General features: G+C 48.9%; 9 protein-coding genes. 1 reads left to right on the top strand and 8 read right to left on the bottom strand.

The genetic code is table 11. The annotated features are described in order from the left end of the window. Positions 1–333: 333 nt before the first annotated feature. A complete protein-coding gene (locus AB1797_01520; GenBank protein MEW5766291.1) occupies positions 334–2,424 on the top strand; it encodes a triple tyrosine motif-containing protein in 2,091 nt (696 codons plus the stop codon). Between the two features lie 247 nt (positions 2,425–2,671). Here the strand turns inward: AB1797_01520 and AB1797_01525 are convergent, their stop codons facing one another. The 8 genes from AB1797_01525 to AB1797_01560 form a co-directional block, all read right to left on the bottom strand. Then, positions 2,672–2,872: a nucleotidyltransferase substrate binding protein gene (locus tag AB1797_01525; protein ID MEW5766292.1), complete on the bottom strand. Its 201-nt coding sequence runs from the start codon at positions 2,870–2,872 to the stop codon at positions 2,672–2,674. Positions 2,873–3,053: 181 nt separating this feature from the next. Next, the gene (locus AB1797_01530) at positions 3,054–3,479 is read right to left on the bottom strand and encodes a HEPN domain-containing protein (protein ID MEW5766293.1); all 426 of its coding nucleotides are present in this window, start codon (positions 3,477–3,479) and stop codon (positions 3,054–3,056) included. Further along, positions 3,466–3,816: a nucleotidyltransferase domain-containing protein gene (locus AB1797_01535; GenBank protein ID MEW5766294.1), complete on the bottom strand. Its 351-nt coding sequence runs from the start codon at positions 3,814–3,816 to the stop codon at positions 3,466–3,468. Before AB1797_01535 ends, AB1797_01530 begins: the two co-directional genes overlap by 14 nt. 509 nt (positions 3,817–4,325) lie before the next feature. Next, positions 4,326–5,264: a PorV/PorQ family protein gene (locus AB1797_01540; protein ID MEW5766295.1), complete on the bottom strand. Its 939-nt coding sequence runs from the start codon at positions 5,262–5,264 to the stop codon at positions 4,326–4,328. A gap of 910 nt (positions 5,265–6,174) precedes the next feature. Beyond that, positions 6,175–6,396, bottom strand: a complete 222-nt coding sequence (locus tag AB1797_01545) for a hypothetical protein (protein ID MEW5766296.1) — start codon at positions 6,394–6,396, stop codon at positions 6,175–6,177. A 45-nt stretch (positions 6,397–6,441) separates the two neighbouring features. Further along, the gene (locus tag AB1797_01550) at positions 6,442–6,636 is read right to left on the bottom strand and encodes a hypothetical protein (protein ID MEW5766297.1); all 195 of its coding nucleotides are present in this window, start codon (positions 6,634–6,636) and stop codon (positions 6,442–6,444) included. A 55-nt stretch (positions 6,637–6,691) separates the two neighbouring features. After that, a complete protein-coding gene (locus AB1797_01555; protein ID MEW5766298.1) occupies positions 6,692–6,790 on the bottom strand; it encodes a phosphotransferase in 99 nt (32 codons plus the stop codon). A gap of 16 nt (positions 6,791–6,806) precedes the next feature. Further along, positions 6,807–20,312 carry an Ig-like domain-containing protein gene (locus tag AB1797_01560; GenBank protein MEW5766299.1) on the bottom strand — a complete coding sequence of 4,502 codons (13,506 nt, stop codon included), beginning with the start codon at positions 20,310–20,312 and terminating at the stop codon, positions 6,807–6,809. Positions 20,313–20,407: the final 95 nt, after the last annotated feature.

Below are 20,407 nucleotides of genomic sequence, written 5' to 3' on the forward strand. Positions count from 1 at the left end.
AATGATTCCTGAACTCCAGAGCCTGTCAGGAGCAGGTTCTGTCAGAACTTGCCCTGATGAAAATCAGGGAACAGGTTTTATTAATATATCCTATTATACGCCGAAGGCGTAAAGGAATTTAGCCGCAGATTTCAATCTACGGAATAATGGTATCCCCTAAGGTCAAGCCCTGACAGGGCGTAGGAAAGATTTCAACCCATTGTTTATAATCTCTAACCATACAGGTCGAAAAATTTCACTCAAGTCTTTTTTATATCAGCCGATAAAGGATAATAGATAGTTACGGCTATCCTGGTCTAAAAAATGATTCAAAAAATAGTGGGAGGGATTTATATGTACCGTAAGAGGAATTACTTATGGTTAAACGTCTTTATTATTTCTTTGTTAGTCGGCTGTGGGGGAGGGGATAAAAATCCGCTCGCCCCTGATCCATATAGTGATAATAATCCGCCGATTATAACCAATATTTCAGCGGCGTCGGGTCGAGAGGGAACCACGGCCGTTATCACCTGGCTGACCAATGAGTCGAGCACCAGTGAGGTAGAATACGGACTTTCGTTGAATTACGGCCTTACCACTCGTGAGGTAGGCAGTTACAGCAATCCGGTGATCAGCCACAGGGTTTGTTTAACCAACCTGGTTTCCGCCGCCCAAATAGGCAATTCTCAACGGGCTCCTTTAGCTTCCCTTTCGGTTAATACCGATACCACCGATACCGGCGGGAACCAAAACCGCCTTACTTACCATTATCGGGTAAAATCAAGGGATATGGCCGGCAATCTGGCCGTATCTGGCGATTACACCTTTCAGACCCTCTCTCTTCTCCCGCCTTATCCCCAGACCTACATTGAGGCAGGTCCGGATAAGATTACCAGCTTAAAGAAGGCTGCCTTCCGCTGGAGGGCCACAGATGATGTCACACCAGCCGAAAATTTGCTCTATGCCTACTTCCTGGAAGGATATGATCAGGGTTATTCCCCTTACACTAACTCTACGGAAAAAACTTACGCTGACCTGTCTTCCGGCCAATACACCTTCTACGTTCGGGCCAAGGATGAAGATGGCAATGTAGACCCTGATCCGGCCCAGTGGTCATTTACTATTGTCGGAGACGAGGCGTTCCCTGAAACAACTATCACCGAGGGGCCGAAAGGAATCACTCCACAAACCACCATTACTTTTACCTGGACCGGCAGCGATAATAACACTGCTGCCAAAGACCTTGTATATGCTTACTTTTTAGAAGGAAAGGAAACCGGTTATTCCTCCTTTAGCTCCCAAACAACTAAGACTTACACCGATCTTCCGTTAGGGAACTATGCCTTTCGAGTTAAGGCCAAGGATAAGGATGGCTATGAAGATACTACGCCGGCCGAAAGGTCTTTCACCGTCAAGGAGCCAGGGGGAGAGCCGGAAACGACTATTGTGGATGGCCCCAACGGCGTCATTACTCAAACCAACTCGGTTACTTTTACCTGGACGGGTGAAGACGATAAGACGCCGGCTTCGGCCCTTACTTATGCCTATCGTCTATCCGGCTACGAAACAACCGACTCGCCTTTCAGTTCCAAGACAAGTGTCTCTTACCATAACCTCCCTCGAGGCGCCTATACCTTCTATGTCATTGCCAAAGATGGGGATGGATTGGAAGACCCCACGCCGGCCAAGAGGTCATTTTCAATAGACTTCACTCCACAAGATACCACCCCGCCGGAGACAACCATCACCGAAGGTCCGAGCGGAGCCATAACCACTACCCAGGCGACCTTCAAATGGACCGGCACGGATGACATTACCCCGGTAGCTGATCTCAAATACAGATATATGTTAAAAGGCGTTGATGATGATTACAGCTCTATCAGTTCCGACCTCTTAAAGACCTATCAAAAGCTCCCCCTGGGGTCTTACACCTTCAAGGTCAAAGCGGTGGATAAGGCCGGCCACGAAGATGCCACGCCGGCCGAGAGGAGCTTTACTATTGGCGAGGCTTCAACTAAACTGGGAATGTCTCTGAAACCGAGCGTTACTCAGATATCAGTAGGCGAGAGCTTTACTCTTGATGTCTGGATCAATAACGTTAGTAATCTTATAGGCGCTGCTTTTGCCATTGAATTTGAAAGCGCTATCCTCGAAGTAGATGATGTTACCCTCAAAAGCAGTTCTCTGTTCTTGGGGAAAGATGTAGTGGATATCTATACCGATGATGGCCAAGGCCGTCTGGAAGCAGGCGTAAGTCAACAAGGCACATCCAGCGGAGGTAAAAGCGGGTCTGGTGTCCTGGCTACCATTAAATTCGTGGGCAAGAAGTCCGGGCAAAGTTATCTTAGCCTGGTTAAAGAGAAGCTGGAACTGAAAAACGCAGCCAGCGCTACCATTGATACTTCAGATATAGAGTTAAGCCGGACGTTAATCAGGGTCGAATGAAGCCTTCGACGTAAGCGTTCAGCCATTAAGGCACAAAGACACAAACTCGATCCTCGATGCTCGATCCTGGATGCTCGATCCTGGATATTGGATCCTTTACCAGCATCGAGAATCGAGAATCGAGCCTCATATTTCCCCCCGTTCCCAGACTCGGCCTGGGAACGAGGTGAGCCTTCAGCTACTTAGGGCCTATCCCAAAACCGGTAAAAAAGTAGCCCAGCTGTCCCCGCTGTGAGTATGCCCACAGTCAAGACGCCTGGGCTACTTTTAATTGCTTCCTGGCCGTCTCTTCTTCTGTCAACAATCCTAAGGAGAAGGCTTCCCTAAAACATGATTTAGGAGAATTACACATTATCCCTTCTTCTTGCTTAAGATATTCCTTTAAGAATTTCCATATTGCTTCAAAGGTATATTCAAATCGTTGAATAGCTGCATCTCGGACAATAATAGAAACTGGGCACGGTCAAGTCGAACCTCTATAAGAATTCTGGAATGTTTTTTTAGACAAAAATGGATGCCACTGTTTCTTTTCCCTTTCCATATAAAGAGTATATACCCCCAAGAAAGGATTATACTCGAGCAAGACAGATTTTGCGGAAATATTTACCAATAATCTGAAAAATTCTCAGTCAATGTTGTAGATGAGTATAAATATCTATTTTCTTTAATACAAATCCTTCAATTTTATCCGCCGCTTCAATAGCTTCTATCGCATCATCCTCACCAATGCTTTCAAAGGGTAGATCCCCTGGATAACGGGCTTCAGTGATATATTCATTTAGCAGTCCACATTCTTCTTTTAAGTTTTCAAACGCCGGTTCAAAGTCTATACAAAAAGTTAATAAATCCTCTAAATCATGGATTTTCTTAAGTTCCCAGCCATTCCATATCAAAAATGCTTTCAAGTATTTCTCCGCACTTGCCTGAGACAGAAAGCAAATCGTATGATAGGGAGTATAATCTTCTTTCATTCCCGAGTGGGCAAATAAGAGGTTTTCTCGAGCAAATCTCAACCAATCTTCGACTAATTTAATCTCTTCTTCATTCTTTTTCATAAAGTACCTTTCCATTCTTAAAGATGTGATATAAATAAAATGGATTTTTGGCCTTAAAATTCCATTCCACTTCTGCTGGTTTTCGCACGATTATATCCATCGGAAATCGTCGTCCCCAGAGCAAACCATCTACCTTTCGTCTTATCATCCGGCTAGATTCTTTACTTTCTTTAATTATAAATAGATCTATATCACTATCTTGGTTAAAATCACCCCTGGCATATGAGCCAAATAGGATAATCTTTTCTGGTTGAATCTCCCGAATGATTTTGGCAACTATATAGTCTATCAACTCGGATGTTATCTTTTCTGTATTTAATCTTTGATCTCTGGACATTTCTATTCCCTTAAATTAAAGCAAGTAATTTCATCCATAAATGTTCTAACGGGATGCACATTTTGCATTTTGTTTTAGGCAGTTGCGTATAACTTGCTAATAGGTAAGGTTACACTACTCTTTCTGTTAAGTATAACATACTCATCTTTCTTTTTCAACAAATTTTCGACCGGTGCGGTTAGGTTTCTACTGCGAATGAGAAATCCCAATGACCAATCTGCAATGATATTGGGCATTGAGTCATTGGACATTTACGCCGTTAGAGAATTGTGGAGTAATAAGTTATCGAGAGAAGTTAGGTTCTTTAATGGGGTGAATTTGACATCTGAACTTGGGGCTTAAAAGAGGGGCTATTTTCAGGGGAATTTCCCCAATAACTGACCCTAACCGCCCAGGTTGGAAATTTTCTGAGCGGTTTCAGCCAGGTTCGAGGATTCAAGGATTCAAGAGGAGATTTCTGTTAATATTCACTTGATCCCTGGAACCCTTGAGCCCTATCTGAGAATCTTCTACCATCTAAACAGAAGGGCCAGGCGGTGGGCCAGTTCTTCTAATTCCTTTCCGTAAGTAACTACCGCATAATCCAACTTATATCCACCATGTGAAATTCCAACCCCAGCCGAGAAGCCGGAAAGGGCATCTTGTTTATTTCGATCAGCCAGAAACTTGTAACCGGCCCTGATGACAGCAAATTCATTAACCTGCTTTTCCCCGCCAGCCGCCAGTGAGAGAATATTGTCACGAGGAATGTCAACTTCCAGACCCAGGATAAAGTCGTCTCGCAACTGATGGCTGGTCCCTATCTTTACGGCAAAAGGAAGCGGATCATCATTTATGTCCGGGCCGATATTTTGTAGCACAAAGGATATCTTGTTTGACTTAGGGCCAAGGGGAAGCACATAAAGGAGTCCCAGGTCTATGGCCACCCCTTCATCGGATTCTTCGGCTATCTTTTGATGGATAATCTTCACGGCTGCCCCCGCCGACAGATTATACCTCGTCTGAAAGCCCCAGCCCACAGAAAAGGCCATTAATCGGCCATTATGAGTTCCTGATCGTCCCAGAGGTTCCCCTTGATCACCCTCCTTTTCATTGGGTATCTCCCCGGCATCAAAGATGGCTAAACCGGCTCCGATTGAGCCTATCGGTCTAAGTTGTTGGCCAAAGCCAAGATATTCATAGCGGGTGTCAAGCAGCCATTCGGTGTGCATAAAGGATAACTCCCTGGCCTTCAGGTTAACCAAGCCGGCTGGATTCCAGTACAGGGCAAAGACATCATCAGCTATGGCCCCATAAGCCTCCCCCATCGCGGCCGATCTGGCCCCTACGCCTATCTTCAAGAAATTGCTGGCCGTTGACCCGGTCTCGTCACTGGCTCCCCAGCCAGAACCGGCTAAACTAACAACTATAAGTGCAGCTAAACTCCAGATCTTGATCCTTTTTTTCATAATATATTCCCCCCTTTTCTGTTTCTAATTGGTGGTCGGGTGTCAAGTGGACTGGGTGGACTAAGTGGACTGAGTGGACGGTGGACCATATCCTGACTGGCCCAAACGATAAACGAGGCCTCTAAATCGACCTGCCTCCATTCCCAGACACCAGACCACCAGTCTACCAGACACCAGATGGCAGCACTGTGTGTGCCTATGAAGGCAGTACGGTGGACCAGACCACCAAACACCAGCCTACCAGACACCAGACTATCCGACACCAGTTACTTCTATAATCGGCTTTGATGATGAAATACTTTACAGAATCTCGCCTCTCGGCAGACGGTGTGAAAAGTCAAATTTAGCAACCGAAAGATACATTATATAGGTGTATTCTCAAGTAATGATACTACATCTTGTGGCAATAAAATCCAATTCTGGAGTTTTCACACAATCTGTCGGATGACAAATCGGTCATAGCCCGGGGCTTTGAGCTTGGAGCATGGCAACTTCTTTTACTCGATGTTCAAGTTTTTTCGACCTGCGCCATCAGACTTTCAGGGGTTGAAACCGCTAAAGCGGTTATGATTTTGGATGCTATCCTATCCGTAACACCCTGATAAATCAGGGTGCTAAACTCAAGTAAGCATGAGAATAGCACCCCGATTTATCGGGGTGAATCGGGGGAAACTAATAAACCAAAGCAACCGCTTTAGCGGTTTATAAGAAAACCTTGAACATCGAGTTTTAGCTCCATGCTCTTTGCCCTAAGCTTCAGGCTCTTTACCCCAAGCTCCATGCTACCTTACGATTTCCGATCCACAATTCTTCTTGACTTCCCCTTGGTTCAATGGTATACTAAACTTTGGTTTTGCTCTTCTGGCTCTCTATTTATCAAAAAAGAAAAAAGACAAATGAATGAAACATCTCAGTTCCATCTGACAATTTTCTTCCTCATAGGCAATGTAATAGCCTGGGGGGGGTTAGCCCCCTCGCCTATTACCTGGACCACCGCAAGAAACCATCGGAGAAGGAGAAATAGCCGATCGCATTTCGCCTTCGGGATAGCGAATGGCGAACATACTCCTTTAAATCCACCATCCGCCATCCGCCATCCCCTATCCGCCATCCACAATCCCCTATCCGCCATCCGTCATCCCGGGTACTCACGAAGTGGGTGCGCCATCTTACTTACCTACCTTACCGCCGACAGCTTACCTAACTTATTATCCCCATCGAGCATCCAGCATCCAGCATCGAGCATCCAGCATCCAGCATCGAGCATCCAGCATCGAGCATCCAGCATCGAGCATCGAGCATCCAGCATCCAGCATCGAGCATCGAGCATCGAGCATCGAGCATCCAGCATCGAGCATCGAGCATCCAACATCCAGCATCGAGCATTAAGCATTAAGCATCGAGCATCGAGCATCCAGCATCGAGCATCAAGCATCGAGCATCCAGCATCGAGCATCGAGCATCCAGCATCGAGCATCCAGCATCCAGCATCGAGCATCGAGCATCCAGCATCGAGCATCAAGCATCGAGCATCGAGCATCCCTACCTTATCACCGATAGCTTACCTAACTTATCCCCCCCACCTTGAATCAGATAAATATAAATACCAGTAGCCACATGATCTCCATTCTCGTTCGTCCCATCCCAGGTTGTGCCATAATAAACCTGCCGCCCATAAGAAAGAGTAGAGAGCTTATCCGAGTCAATAGTCTTAATCAATTCTCCGCTCAAGGTATATATACTTATCTGGCTATCCTTTCTCAGGTTGATGAATTTCACTATTCCATCGACGGCCTCGCTGGGTCGGAAGGGATTAGGATAGACCTTAACCTGCTTCAAGCTATTGGCCGGCGGGGCCAATTTGGCCATTAAGGTATAAACCCCGGTTTGATTTATGCCGGCCCAGACTACCCCGTCTTCAGTCGGCTCACTTTCAACCTCCTCCCAGCGGTCTGTCTTCAGTTTAAATACCTTAAGAGCCGCCACCGGGAAATCTGTTCCATCCACCACTCCATCCTGATTGGTATCAGGATAGGGCAGGGCAATGCTTAAAGATTGATTGAAAGGTATGCTGAGCGGATTACCTCCTCTATCATAAAGCATCAAATGGGCGATAAGATCGGCAAAGCTATTCCCTTCCGACCGAGGAATTATGCCTAAGGAGACATCTGCCTTTGCCTTAAGGTTGGCGGCATCTATGGCCGAAGTAACATTTTCACCTAAGTTACGAAGGCCATCATAATCAGAAAGCGCCACTGCTGCCGCTGAATTGGGGAGACTGAAGGCCGGGATTTCCAGAAGAACCCCATTGGAAAATTTCATAAACTGGGATTTACTAAAGTCAACCTGGTTAGACTCCAGATCAGGATTACGGTGATCAACCCATAAGGTGATCGGCTCTGCAATGCCTACATTTCCGGCTTCATCCCAGCCTTCAGCTTTGATCTGATATTCACCATCACCCAGGCCTGATGTATTCCACCAGGTCACGTAAGGTGAGGCATCCAGATCAGCCATCATCTGCCAGCCTTTTACTTCCTGATCCCAGCGATAGAACAGATTAACTCTCACGTTTCCATCAACCGGGACCTTTACCGGCACCCCGTTACCAGCCACCTTGGCTTGGGCTGGCGGTAATATTACCTCTACCTCAGGAGGGGTTTTATCCAGTTCAATCGAGTCAGAAACCGGATCAGTTTCATTGCCGGCCTCATCGCTGAATTTAACCCGCAGGGTTTTAAGTCCATCACTCGGGTTGGAAAGGGTCCACACTTTAGAAGAAGCGAATGCCTCCCATACCTCGGTGTCAAAGACACCATCTTCGCTGATCATCATCCGGCTGGCCTCTGTGGCCTTCAGGGCTAAGGTGAAATAGGGAGAATTAGTTAGCTGAGCGCCGGCATTGATGGTAATTCCGGCTCCGGTAGGCGGCTTAGTATCCAGCAGGATTTGATCGCTAATGACCTGACTGAGATTGCCGACCTCATCTTTAAACTGAGCATAGACTGTTTTTGTTCCCTCCCCGCTGCTTAACTGGAAGGAAAGTTCGGCCGTATACGCCCGCCAGGAAGCGCCTACGAAATCATCTTTCTCACTAAGCCGGACCTTATCTGGAGTTCCCGTCACCTTCAGGGCAATGATTACCTCCCTCAAATTAGTGGCTGCTTGATCGGAGCTTATCTTCATAGAGACCGGGACGGGGGCAGTCTTATCTACATAAATAGTGACAGATAGGGTTAAGGTTCCGAGGTTACCTGCCTTATCCTTACCACGAGCCTGGAGGCTAAAGGCCCCCTCCTTGGTGGGGTGCCATTCATAGCTCCAGGCGGTAGTTCCGCTAACGCTTATCCAGTTATTGCCTCCATCAAGGCTTATTTGGACCAATTCCACGCCGACCCCTTCATCCTGGGAACCGCCGCTAATATTAACTACTTCTCCGCCTACGGTTGTTCCTGCTTCCGGCATAGTAATCCGGACATCAGGTCCGACAGTATCCAGGATAATGGAGGCGGACAGGGTATCCGACTCATTAGTCGCTTCATCACGCCACCTGGCGTAAATCACCTTTTTCCCGTCGCCAGAGCTGGTAAAGGTAAAGGAAATGGCTGGCGCGTATGTCCTCCACTTGGCGCCTGTAAATCCGGCCTCTTCCGACAGCATTATCTGGGCCGGATATCCCTCCACCGTAGAGCTGACCGTAACCTCACGGCTTGTGGTATACGCCTCTCCGGCATTTATGACCATTGAAACAGGTAGAGGCGCCATTCGGTCAATATGGAGTCGCCTGGACTCCGACTCTTTCTGGTTCCCGGCCAGATCAATTGCCCTCACTTTTAAGTCATAAGTTCCATCCTGACCGGGCGACCACTCATGACTCCATAAGGCCGTCCCACTCACCTTGAACCAGCTTCCTCCATTTATCTGAAGTTCCACCCTATCCAGCCCTGAGCCATAATCAGCTGCTGTTCCTTTAATAAGGATGGTATTCTGATTAAGGAAGGCCCCGGGGGCAGGCGTATCTATGACCACGGTCGGAGAAACAGTATCCAGCATAATGGAGGCAGAATCAGAAGCGCTTATATTGGAGGCCTCATCCATATACTTGACATAGATGGTCTTGTCGCTATCACCCAGACTGAGTTTAAAGGTCGAACTACTCACATAATCTTCCCACCGGCCTTCCTCAAACTTCGGATCCTCAGAGATCATCATCCAGGTCGGGGTGCCGCTGACATCAAGTGCCACTGTTACCAGTCGATCCTTAGTCGCCGGCGCCCCCTGGTTGATCGAGATCAACTTGGAAACAGGCGGCTCTTCATCGATCAAGATAGTCGCCTTGCCATCCTGAAGCAGACTCGGCGAGAGTGAACTTTCTAAGGGGTTGCCGGTGGTATCCTTACCGGTAATCCAGTAGTCTACCTTTTCGCCGTGAGCGGCCTCTTTGTCCTTAAGGGGCAAGACAGCCTTAAAGGTCCACAAAGAGGGCTTGCCTGATCTAACCATAGGCGCTGTCATGGCCCCGCCTGCCGGAGGCAAATCGCCACTGTAGATCTTGTAGTTGAGAGTCAATGACCCTACTTCCAGTTGTTCCACTACCTTGACTATAATCTCTCTGTTCAACGGTTTAGTAGAGTCTCCATGTTTAGGTGAACCGGCGTCCAGGGAAGTCATAAGTGGTGGGGTCCGGTCAATGGTGAAGGTAGAAATCTTCGTCTCTCCAATCAGACCGGCATAGTCTACTGGAGTGACGGTAACCTCATACAACCCATCACCAAATCCGTTAGTCGGGGTGAAGATCAGATGATCGGGTTGGGAACGATCTATGTTCCCCTGATCTAAATAATCTCCACCGTTCCTGGTAATAATTAGTTGAGAATGCTCCTCATCTATCCCCGAAACCCCATTGCTTAGAAAGGCATCAATCTTTGTAGGCAGAAGACTCTCTACATTTATTACGGACTTATCGGCCGGAGTTATCCGAATAACAGCCGGCATCGTATTATCAACCGTGAATATCTCCTCAGACTGGTCAGCGGAGTATAATATACCGTCCGAAGCCGAGACCCGAATGAGATAGGTCTTGGCTTCTTGAACCAGGCTTGTATCCCAAAGGTATTCACCATCATTATCTTCTCCGGTAGCCAGTGGAAGCCATGTGCTGCCGCTATTCCGGCTATAGGCGATAGTGATGTAAACCGTGTCCTCAGGGTCAATGTCGTATGCCTGCCAGCGAATATAGACCTCTCCCCGCAAGTTTTCTCCGCCATTAGGTGAAATAAGGGTCACGGTGGGGGCATGCCGATTGTCTATGGCAAAGATCCCCCTGGTCTGGTCATTATTAATCATATGTCCGTCATTAACGGTTACCCTGACAAGATAGTCAGCATCCGGCAGGTCTTTGGTTTCCCAGTTATACCTGTAAATACCGCTGACGGCCGGCGGCGGACTAAAGGCCGGATTATCCGCTTTGGCATTGATAATCTCTTCCCAATACCGGCCGCCGTCATAGCTGAACTCTATTTTAAAGCTGTCCACCCGGTTATCCACATCCTCTAATTCCCACTCAATCTGGATGCGGCTTGAAGTCTTATGCACATCTCCGTAAGCCTTACCCGCCTGAGGTGAAAGAAGTCTGATGACAGGAATGTGTGGATCATTGTCAATGATAAAGGCCTGGGCAGATTGATCTTCGCCTACCTCTGAATTATCATCTTCATCATCAGCCACTACTTTGATCTTATATCTGACCCCATCAGGCACCGAAGTGGTATCCCACGCATAATAGCCATCATCGGCCTCTCCCAGGGCGATAGGATACCAGACCTCAACCGCTCCAGTGGCCTCGCTTATCCGGCCATAATAGATATTAATCTTCAACTTGTCTCCATCAAGATCAGAGGCCTCCCACAGGATAGCCTCCTGGCCGGAATAAACCTCCCCTCCCTTCGGGCTGAGCAATTCAATCGTCGGCTTGTGCCAGTTATTGTCTATTCTGAAAGACGCCTCTGACCGGTCACTCACCCGATGGCTCCCATCAAAGGCCGTAATCCTGACCAGGTAGTTTGTCCCATTTTCCACGGTGGTGGTCTCCCAATAGAAATTCCCGCCACCTGATGACCTTTCCTCTTCCAGTAATTTATACCAGTGCCAGCCATTATCAAAGGAGAATTCCACCGTAACCACCAGAATATCAGCCGCGTCAGGGTCGTTTACATACCATTCTATCTTTTGTCGGCTATGCCAATCTTCTCCACCGTTGGGAGAAATAAGCTCTACTACCGGCGCATCCGGATTGTTTATCTGTAGGACCGGTGAGACAGCCTCCCCGATCAATGTCCCGTCTGTGGCCTGCACCCTGAGGCGATAATTGATATTATCATTCACCCGGCTGGTATCCCACAGGAAACGGCCGGTATTCTCCAAATTAGATATAATAGGCTCCCAGGTTACGCCATTATTTAAGGTGTAAGCAAGGTTGATTAGAAGCCTATCCCCATCAGGATCGCTGGCCTCCCATTTGATCTGCTTAAGACCCGCCCATATTTCTCCGCCGGCTGGAGAGATGAGATTCACTACCGGCGCATCCGGCACATCGATCGTAAAAACCTTATCAGAGACATCTTCACCTTTCAGGCCGCTCGAATCGGTAGCCACAATCCTGATAAGATAGTCAAGGCCATTCCCCGGCATTTTGGTGGTATCCCATACAAATCGGCCGGTATTGGGCAATTCCCCGCCTTGGGGGATCATAGCCCAATTATTCACGCCATCGCCTTTGTAATAAATGCTTACAAAGATATGATCTTCAGGGTCCACATCCGTGGCTGTCCATCTGATCTCATAACTGCCCTTAATCTCTTCCCCGCCATTGGGACTAAGCACCGTTACCTTCGGGGCGTGCTGGTTGTCGATCTCAAAGGCAGCATCAGAGACATCCTCCCGTCCCAGGTTGACATCCGAGGCCACCACCTTGACTAAATAATGGATGCCATCAGGGAGATCGTTGGTTACCCAGTCGTAACTACCGTTGGACCCAATGGGATTCTTCAGATTACTGGCGATGATGTGCCAACTGGCCCCGGCATCATCGCTGTAGAGGAGGGTAATCGTCAGCTCATCATTATCAGCATCTGAGGCGTGCCACTGGATAGGGATAGTGTTACTCCAGGGTAGTTCAGTCTTCCCGCATGGTGGGGCCTCGCAGATACCGTTAGGCGAAATAACCCTGACTACCGGGGCATGGGGGATATTATCGATCTTAAAGACCCTCATCGAACAATCTGTGGCTTTAAGGCCGCTGGCATCCCTGGCCGTTATCATGATAAGGTAGTTTACCCCATCGGCCACGGTTCTGGTATCCCAGTTGTAAACGCCATCATTGGCTTCATTGGCGGCGAGGGTATGCCAGCTTGTCCCGTTATCCACCGAGTAGGCCAGATCAATGGTTATCTTTTCTCCATCACCGTCTTCCGCTGTCCAGCGGATAAGCCTCGACCCGCTCCAGTATTCCCCGCCATCCGGCGAAAGAAGCTCCACCACCGGACCATTGGGATTTTTATCAATAGTGAAGAGGCCTGAGATGGCCTCCCCCATAAGGCCAGTGCCATCCGCCGCCACCACCTTGACCTGGTAAGAAAGTCCATCTTCAACCGTTCTGATGTCCAGGACAGTGGTTTCCTCAGTTAGTCCGGCGGCTATCTCATACCAGAATTCAGAGCCGGCTACTCGATAGTAACAATCAAAAGTAAGGGGATCATTATCGGCATCGGTAGACTCCCAGGTAATCTCTTTAAGGAAACCGCCGGTCTGATCGGTCCATTGATCACCGGCTTGAGGCGCCGTAATATTTACCACAGGCGGATGCAGGTTGTCTATGGTTACCTGGGGATAAGGTGGCATAGTCTCGGTCGTGGCATATCCATCAGTGACCCTGGCCATTATTTCATAATCTCCGTCAACGACTCCGGTCGTATCCCAGGTAAAGACGCCGTCATTAGACTCCCCTGAAGCAATCCTTATCCAATTGGTAGCCCTAACCTGACGGACAAGGATATCGATGGTTAGGGGATCACCATCGAGATCAGTTGCCCGCCAGGTAAGGTTAACAGATTCAGACCACCTCTCGCCACCGGTCAAAGAGGTAATCTCTATCCGTGGGGCATGAGGTGGGGCGGCTGGATTATTATCGATCATAAAGGTCTGGTTGGATTGATCACTCCCGGTCAGGACCCCGTCCGAGGCCTTTACTTTAATCAGGTAATTCACCCCATCCGGAACCGTCTTGGTATCCCAGGAGGCGCTGAAGCGTCCTCCCTCTTCCTCCGTGATATCCAAAGGCGAGATTTCATACCAGTGCCCGCCCCGATCTGGGCTGTAGCTGACCGTATAAGTCGGATGGTCGCCATCCACATCATAGGCGGTCCATTCTATGTTCTGCACCCCCTGCCAGTATTCACGGCCATTAGGACTCAAAAGCTCAACCACCGGGGCAAAGGGTTGATTGTCGATCCTGACGGCTGTCTTTAGCTGAGCTTCCCCAGTTTGGGTCCCGTCACTGGCCATAACCTTAAGCAAATAGTTATCCCCATCCGCCATAGCCCTGGTATCCCAGCGATAGGCCCCGTCATTTCGCTCGTCCTTAGCTATAGTGTACCAGGTCTCCTCGTCGATACTATATTGGATGGTGATGGTCAGCTCATCTCCGTCGCTGTCCCAGGCCTCCCACTTGATGTAGCTGGTCCCTTTCAGGCTCTCGCCACCTGCAGGTTGAAGTATTTTGACCACTGGTTTGTTTTTAGAATTGTCAATAGTAAAGACGCCGTCCGAGGCATCCCAGCTCTCCCGTGGAGAAAAATCCCGAGCCACTACTCGAACCCGATAATTCTGCCCGTCAGGAACGGTGGTTGTATCCCAGGAATAGGCATAGACGGCCTCTTCCGGACTCTCGAAGTCGCTCTGGGAGCCGGATACGATTTTATACCAGGGATCATAATTCTCCACCATGTATTCCATGGTAAAGGCGAGCGTATCGCCGTCTTCATCTCCGGCTGTCCATTTAACGGAAATAGAATCACGTAACACCTCACCGCCATTAGGATAAATCATTCGCACATGGGGGGTGTGGGGGTTATTATCAATAATGACGGTCTGTTTAGCGGTGCCGGTGTAGGTCCCATCTGAAGCCGAGACCCGGATAGTATACCGGCCGTCAGCTACGGTCCAGGTATTCCAGACATACCGTCCACTCTGGAGGTCTTTTTCAGGAATAGGGATGGGATACCAGTGGTCTTTTTCCCCACCAGTGACCGGATAGGCTTGGAATTCAACCTTTACGGTCAAGGGATTACCATCCGGATCGCTGGCCTCCCACCGGATTTCCCGGTTCCCCCACCAGTATTCATCGGCCATCGAGGGAGAGATCAAGGTCACCTGCGGCGTTCCCGGCGGATTCCCGGCCAGACAGTAGATGGCGAAATGACTGACACCCGTTTTGATCTCCTTATTCCTCTTATCTACGACCTCTACCCCTCCCTCCTCGATGGTTTCCCAAACTGCTTCGGTTTCATTCAAGCGATAGATCTGAAGCTCATCTACCGGCACATCTGTCCCATCCACGAGGCCGTTACCATCGGCATCCTGGCAAGGTATTCTAATCTCGACTAAGGAAGCAAAATCCCCAGTAAATCCCTGGCCGGTTGATTTCCAGTAAGCCAGATATTCCCAAACCGTTCCTGGAATAGGCTCAATACTGTTTACATTCTGCCAGTCTTTAGTTATCTCGCTTTCATCATTAATCAGGATGATCAGATCATCGGACACATCGCCCGATTCAAAGACAGCCCTGACCCGGCTCCCCTCAAAGAGAGTTGCCCCAGCCGGCCCGACCTCATGCCCGATGATGAATGGTCCGTCCAAGGTCTTTGTAACCGTATAGGTCCCATCTGTGGCCGTTATCCTGATCAGATTATTCAAGCCATCAGCGAAAGGAGAGAAGTTTAGGTTATATGTCCCATCATTGACCTCGCCGGCCGCGATAGTCTGCCAGGTAAGGCCGCCCTCCGGACTGAACTCGATGGTAATACTTAAGGTGTCATTATCAGGATCACTGGCTGTCCAGGTAATATCTCGAAGCCCGCTCCAGACATCACCAGGATGGGGGGCAGTAATATCAATGACCGGCGGCTTGGGATTATCAATATTAAAGGCAGCCGAAGTGGCCGATCCGGTGCCGCTCAAGGCATCCTGGTCATCAGCCGTAACCCTGATCAGATATTCACCATCCGGCAGATCAGTAGTATCCCAGTCATAGGCGCTGTCATTAAGTTCATTCTCAGCGATAGTGTGCCAGGTGGCTCCGCCATCATGGCTATATTCCAGGGTGATCTTAAGCGCATCCCCATCAGTGTCCGAGGCGTTCCAGGTAATAGTGAGGGTATCACTTACGGTCTGTCCCTGTCCCGGCCAGGTTACGGCCACTACCGGGGTGCAGGGTAGGTTGTCAATCATAAAGACGGCGTCTGAGGTATCTTCCCCACTCAGGCCGGTAGTATCGGTAGCCTTCACTTTCACCAGGTAATTATTGCCATCCAACACGGCCGTAGTATCCCACGCCTTTACCCCGTCGTTGGCCTCTCCCTGACCAATGAATATCCAACTTGCCCCCCCATTGCTGCTGTAGGAGATATCAATAGAGAGCGCCTGGCCATCCTCATCGGAGGCCTGCCACCGGATCTCCGTGCCCCGGAGTTTCTCTCCTCCGTTAGGATAGGTAAGGGTCACCACCGGGGCAGATGGATTATCAACGCTAAAGACAGCATTGGAGACATCTTCATGGGCCAGTCCTGTATCGTCCTGGGCCCTCACTTTAATCAGATAATTTTGTCCATCAGCCACACCGGTCGTGTTCCAATCAAAGCTACCATCATTGGTCTCACCTGTGGCTATCACCTCCCAGGTGAGGTCCCCACTCCGTCGGTAATAAATATCTATCAGCAGTGGATCGCCATCGGGATCGTTGGCCTGCCAGGTGATAGTCCGGGTGCCGCTCCAGGTCTCACCGCCGTTGGGTTGAAGAACCTGAACTACCGGGGAGTAAGGGTGATTATCGATTTTGAAGGCCCCTGAGGTGTCTGAGGCAGTCGATGTCCCATCCGAGATAGTAACGGCCACCCTATACCCTCTTCCATCAGCAACCGTGGTGGTATTCCAGGGATAGAGGCCGTCATTGGCCTCATTATCAGCCAATAGTCTCCAGGTAGTCCCACTATCGGCGCTTACTTCTATCTTAAGGGTGAGGATATCCCCCGGATCCAGATCCCGGCCGTCCCACTTGATATTCTGAGTCCCTGACCAAATGACGCCTGTGGTCGGCGAAGTCAAAGCCACCGTCGGAGAATGGGCATCATTGTCAATGGTAAAGGCCGCCTCTGAAGTATCATTGCCGCTGAGACCATCAGCATCAATAGCCGTAACCCGGACCAGGTAATCCGTGGCATCACCTACTGAGGTCGTATCCCAGGAATAGGTTCCATCATTGGCTTCATTGGTGGCAATGGTATACCAGACACCATTCACTCGATACTCGATAGTGATACCGCTGATATTTCCATCAGTATCTACCGCCGTCCATTGAATCGTCCGGGTACCGCTCCAATGTTCACCGCCATTAGGGGAGATGAGGCTGACCGTTGGGGCATAAAGATTATCGACCGCAAAGGCCCCATCAGACTCATCTTGAGTAGGTGGAAGGGCGCTTCCATCGCTGGCCTCCACCCTTATCCGGTAATTGGTGCCTTCAGGAAAACCTTTTGTCTGCCAGAGGTAAGAGCCATCATTAACCTCGTTGGTAGACAAGGTCTGCCACCCCGTCCCGCTGTTGTAATATATATTTATGACCAGTAAGTCGCCATCTGCATCGGTGGCCTGCCATTTAATCTCGGCCGTTTCCTTCAGATTCTCCCCGCCATTAGGAAAAAGCACTCTCACTTGAGGCGCCCGGTTATTGTTATTCACCTTAAAAACCTTATCCGATTGATCCTGTCCGATGGTATTGCCATCATTGCCGGTGATCCGGATAAGATAATTATTTCCATTAGGAACGCTGAGTGTATTCCAGAGATAACTACTCACACCCTGAAGACCAGCGGCGATATTCAACCAGCTCGATCCCCCGTTAGGACTATATTCGATGGCGACGAGCGGACTGTCTCCGACATCCTCGTCACTCAACTGCCAGGTGATGGACTTATTCCCGCTCCAATTTTCCCCGCCATTAGGTGAGGTCACACTTATCTGCGGGGCATGGGGGATATTATCGATCATAAAGACCCCATCCGAGGCGTCGCTAACCGTATAGGTCCCGTTATTAGCCGTTACCATAATCCGATAATCAGGGCCTTCAGCCATCCGGGTGGTATCCCAGGAGAACTGGCCATCATTGATCTCATTGGTGGCTAAGGGGTAAGAGTCCCCATTGTCCACCTGATAGTAGATGCCTATGGTTAAAGCCTCCCCATAGTGGCTGACCGCCGTCCATTTGACCCAGACTATCCCGTTTAGCTTTTCTCCACCATTGGGACTTAATACCTTAACCTCCGCTAATATCTTTTCCGTCTGGGTCTGAATCTCATTAGAATAACCTAAATAGCCCAGGGCATTATAGGCCTTAATCCGATATGAATAAGGCGTGTTATCAGGAAGACCGCTATCATTGTATGTAGTTACACCTGCCGAAACCTTGCCTATCTCTGCATATACCCCGCCCTCAGATTTCCTCTCGACCGCAAAACCGGTCTCATTATCAGAGGTATCTACCCAACTCAGGGCGATATGAGAAATAGAGCGGCCAGTTACTTGAAGATTAGTAGGAATGGAAGGCGGGCCAGTGTCAACTGCATTGGAATAAGCTGATTCGCCTAATAAATTGTAGGCCTGCACCCGGTAGTAAAGGTGAACATTTAAACTATGAGAATTATCAGTATAAGTAGCCACATCGGCGGTAACTATGGCTATTCCCGTGTAACTTCCGCTTCCCTCCTTCCGCTCGATTCTAAATCCCTGCTCATTATCCGAATTATCTGTCCAGGTGAGAATAATACTGGAAATACCCGCTATGGCCAAATTGGTGGGAGCAGCCGGCGGTCCAACCTTGACTTCATTAGAATAATCAGAATTCCCTGCCACATTATAGGCCCGGACCCGGTAAGAATAATCTGTATTCGGGATAATTCCAGTATCACTATAAGTAGTTACATTGACTCCTACTGTTCCGATTTCCACGTAACTTCCCGAACCTGTCTTTCTCTCAATCCTAAAACCATCTTCATTATGTGAGTTATCCTGCCAGAAGAGATTGATTTGGCTGCTTGAGATAACTTGCGCCGAGAGATTGGTTGGGGCGGATGGCGGAGCGTTCTGAGTAGTGGCTGCGGCCTCATTGGAATATCCTGAATAGCCGATGGCATTAAAGGCCCTGACCCGGTAGGTATAAGTTACCGCCGGGAGAAGCCCGGTATCACTGTAGGTTGTCACGCCAGTCGAGACAGTGGCTATTTCAGCATAGCTGCCGCCACTTGTTTTTCTTTCGATGGAGAAGCCGGTTTCATTGTCGGAATTATCCTGCCAGGAGAGATCAATCCGGGTATTGGAAATGGCCGTGGCATTAAGATTACCCGGATTGGAAGGAACTGTATCCAGGGTAGTAGCAGAGGTGGTATTGGAATAGTCAGAATTAAAGGTCCCCCGATATGCCCTCACCCGGTAATAGTAGGTCGTAGTTTTGGTTAGACCCTGGTCTGCATAAGAAGTTGAATTGGCCGGAGCCGTAGCTATTTGAGTAAAATTAATCCCCTCCAGACTCCTTTCAATCTTAAAGCCATTCTCATCAGTTGAATTATCCTGCCAGGCAAGGTTGATCTGAGAGCTTGAAGCGGCCTGAGCCGAAAGATTGGTCGGGGCATTAGGCGGGGCCTCTTCCGTGGCCGCGCTATCCTCGTTGGAATAACCTGAGTAGCCGGCTCCATTAAAGGCCCTGACCCGGTAGGTATAAGTGGTGGCCGGGGTAAGACTGGTGTCATTATAAGTAGTCGTCCCGGCTGAAACCGTGGTTATCTCGCTAAAGACACCACCGGTTGTTTTTCTTTCGATAGAGAAGCCGGTTTCGTTGTCTGAATTATCCTGCCAGGAAAGGCGAAGTTGAGTGCTTGAAATAACCACGACATCCAGGTTGGTCGGGGCAGCCGGAGGAGTAGCTGAGGTAGTGGCCGCCGCCACGTTGGAATAATTGGAGTTGTTACCAGCACATCCATTCCAGCTATGAAAGGCCTGGACCCGGTAGTAATAAGTTGTGTTAGATGTAAGATTAGTATTGCTCCACGAAGTCGTCCCGGCGCCAAGTGTTTGGACTACAGTGTATGTGGTGCTGCTCGTTCTCCGTTCCACGTAAAATCCAGTCTCATTGGCAGAATTATCCTGCCAGGCAAGATTAACTTGAGTGCTTGAGACGGCAGTGGCCGTTAGATTTCCTGGCGCGGCAGGCACATCACCTGGACTATTAGCCACGGTATACATAGCGGGGATCATAACCTCAACAGGTATCACCTGTCCTAAGGTGTTGGATAACTCAGTAAAGGAAGAGTCAAGACTAATATTACTTGAGTCACACCAATTACCTTCAAGGACATTGAAATTAATCTTAAGTAATTCTCCGGACCCACTTTTCCCAGAAAAGCTCTCATAGCGAATAATTGCCCTGGCCCATCCTGCCGTATTATCGGCATTTACATTTATAATAGGGGCATCTGACACCAAACCCCCTTTCAGTATGTTTGAGGCAAAAGGCGTTGGAATAGTCAAAATAGTAGGATCAAACTCTACCTCCATCTGTAGGGAATATAGATCAGTAACCGTAGTTGTTTCTACAGTGGCCGTAAAAGGAATATTAGGGACGACACTGCCCGGACCATTGACCGTCAAGGTAGCTGCTTCCGCCGAGCCCAAGGTAATGAGCCACACGCCTATCGCTAAAAATATGGTTAATTTGGTTTTCATAATACATTCCTCCCCCTTTTTTGCTGTGATTTGAGTTGAGTTGTAGTAGGTCTATCTTCATACCTTCGTGTCTTGGTAGTGAAAGATTATCACCA

This window comes from bacterium (genome assembly GCA_040753085.1).
Taxonomy (GTDB): domain Bacteria; phylum UBA9089; class JASEGY01; order JASEGY01; family JASEGY01; genus JASEGY01.

Excerpts from the sequence above, each read along its gene's own strand:
- AB1797_01520 (MEW5766291.1), top strand. The coding sequence starts at position 334 with ATGTACCGTAAGAGGAATTACTTATGGTTAAACGTCTTTATTATTTCT.
- AB1797_01530 (MEW5766293.1), bottom strand. The coding sequence starts at position 3,479 with ATGAAAAAGAATGAAGAAGAGATTAAATTAGTCGAAGATTGGTTGAGA.
- AB1797_01535 (MEW5766294.1), bottom strand. The coding sequence starts at position 3,816 with ATGTCCAGAGATCAAAGATTAAATACAGAAAAGATAACATCCGAGTTG.
- AB1797_01540 (MEW5766295.1), bottom strand. The coding sequence starts at position 5,264 with ATGAAAAAAAGGATCAAGATCTGGAGTTTAGCTGCACTTATAGTTGTT.
- AB1797_01545 (MEW5766296.1), bottom strand. The coding sequence starts at position 6,396 with ATGGCGGATAGGGGATTGTGGATGGCGGATAGGGGATGGCGGATGGCG.
- AB1797_01550 (MEW5766297.1), bottom strand. The coding sequence starts at position 6,636 with ATGTTGGATGCTCGATGCTCGATGCTGGATGCTCGATGCTCGATGCTC.
- AB1797_01555 (MEW5766298.1), bottom strand. The coding sequence starts at position 6,790 with ATGCTTGATGCTCGATGCTGGATGCTCGATGCTCGATGCTGGATGCTG.
- AB1797_01560 (MEW5766299.1), bottom strand. The coding sequence starts at position 20,312 with ATGAAAACCAAATTAACCATATTTTTAGCGATAGGCGTGTGGCTCATT.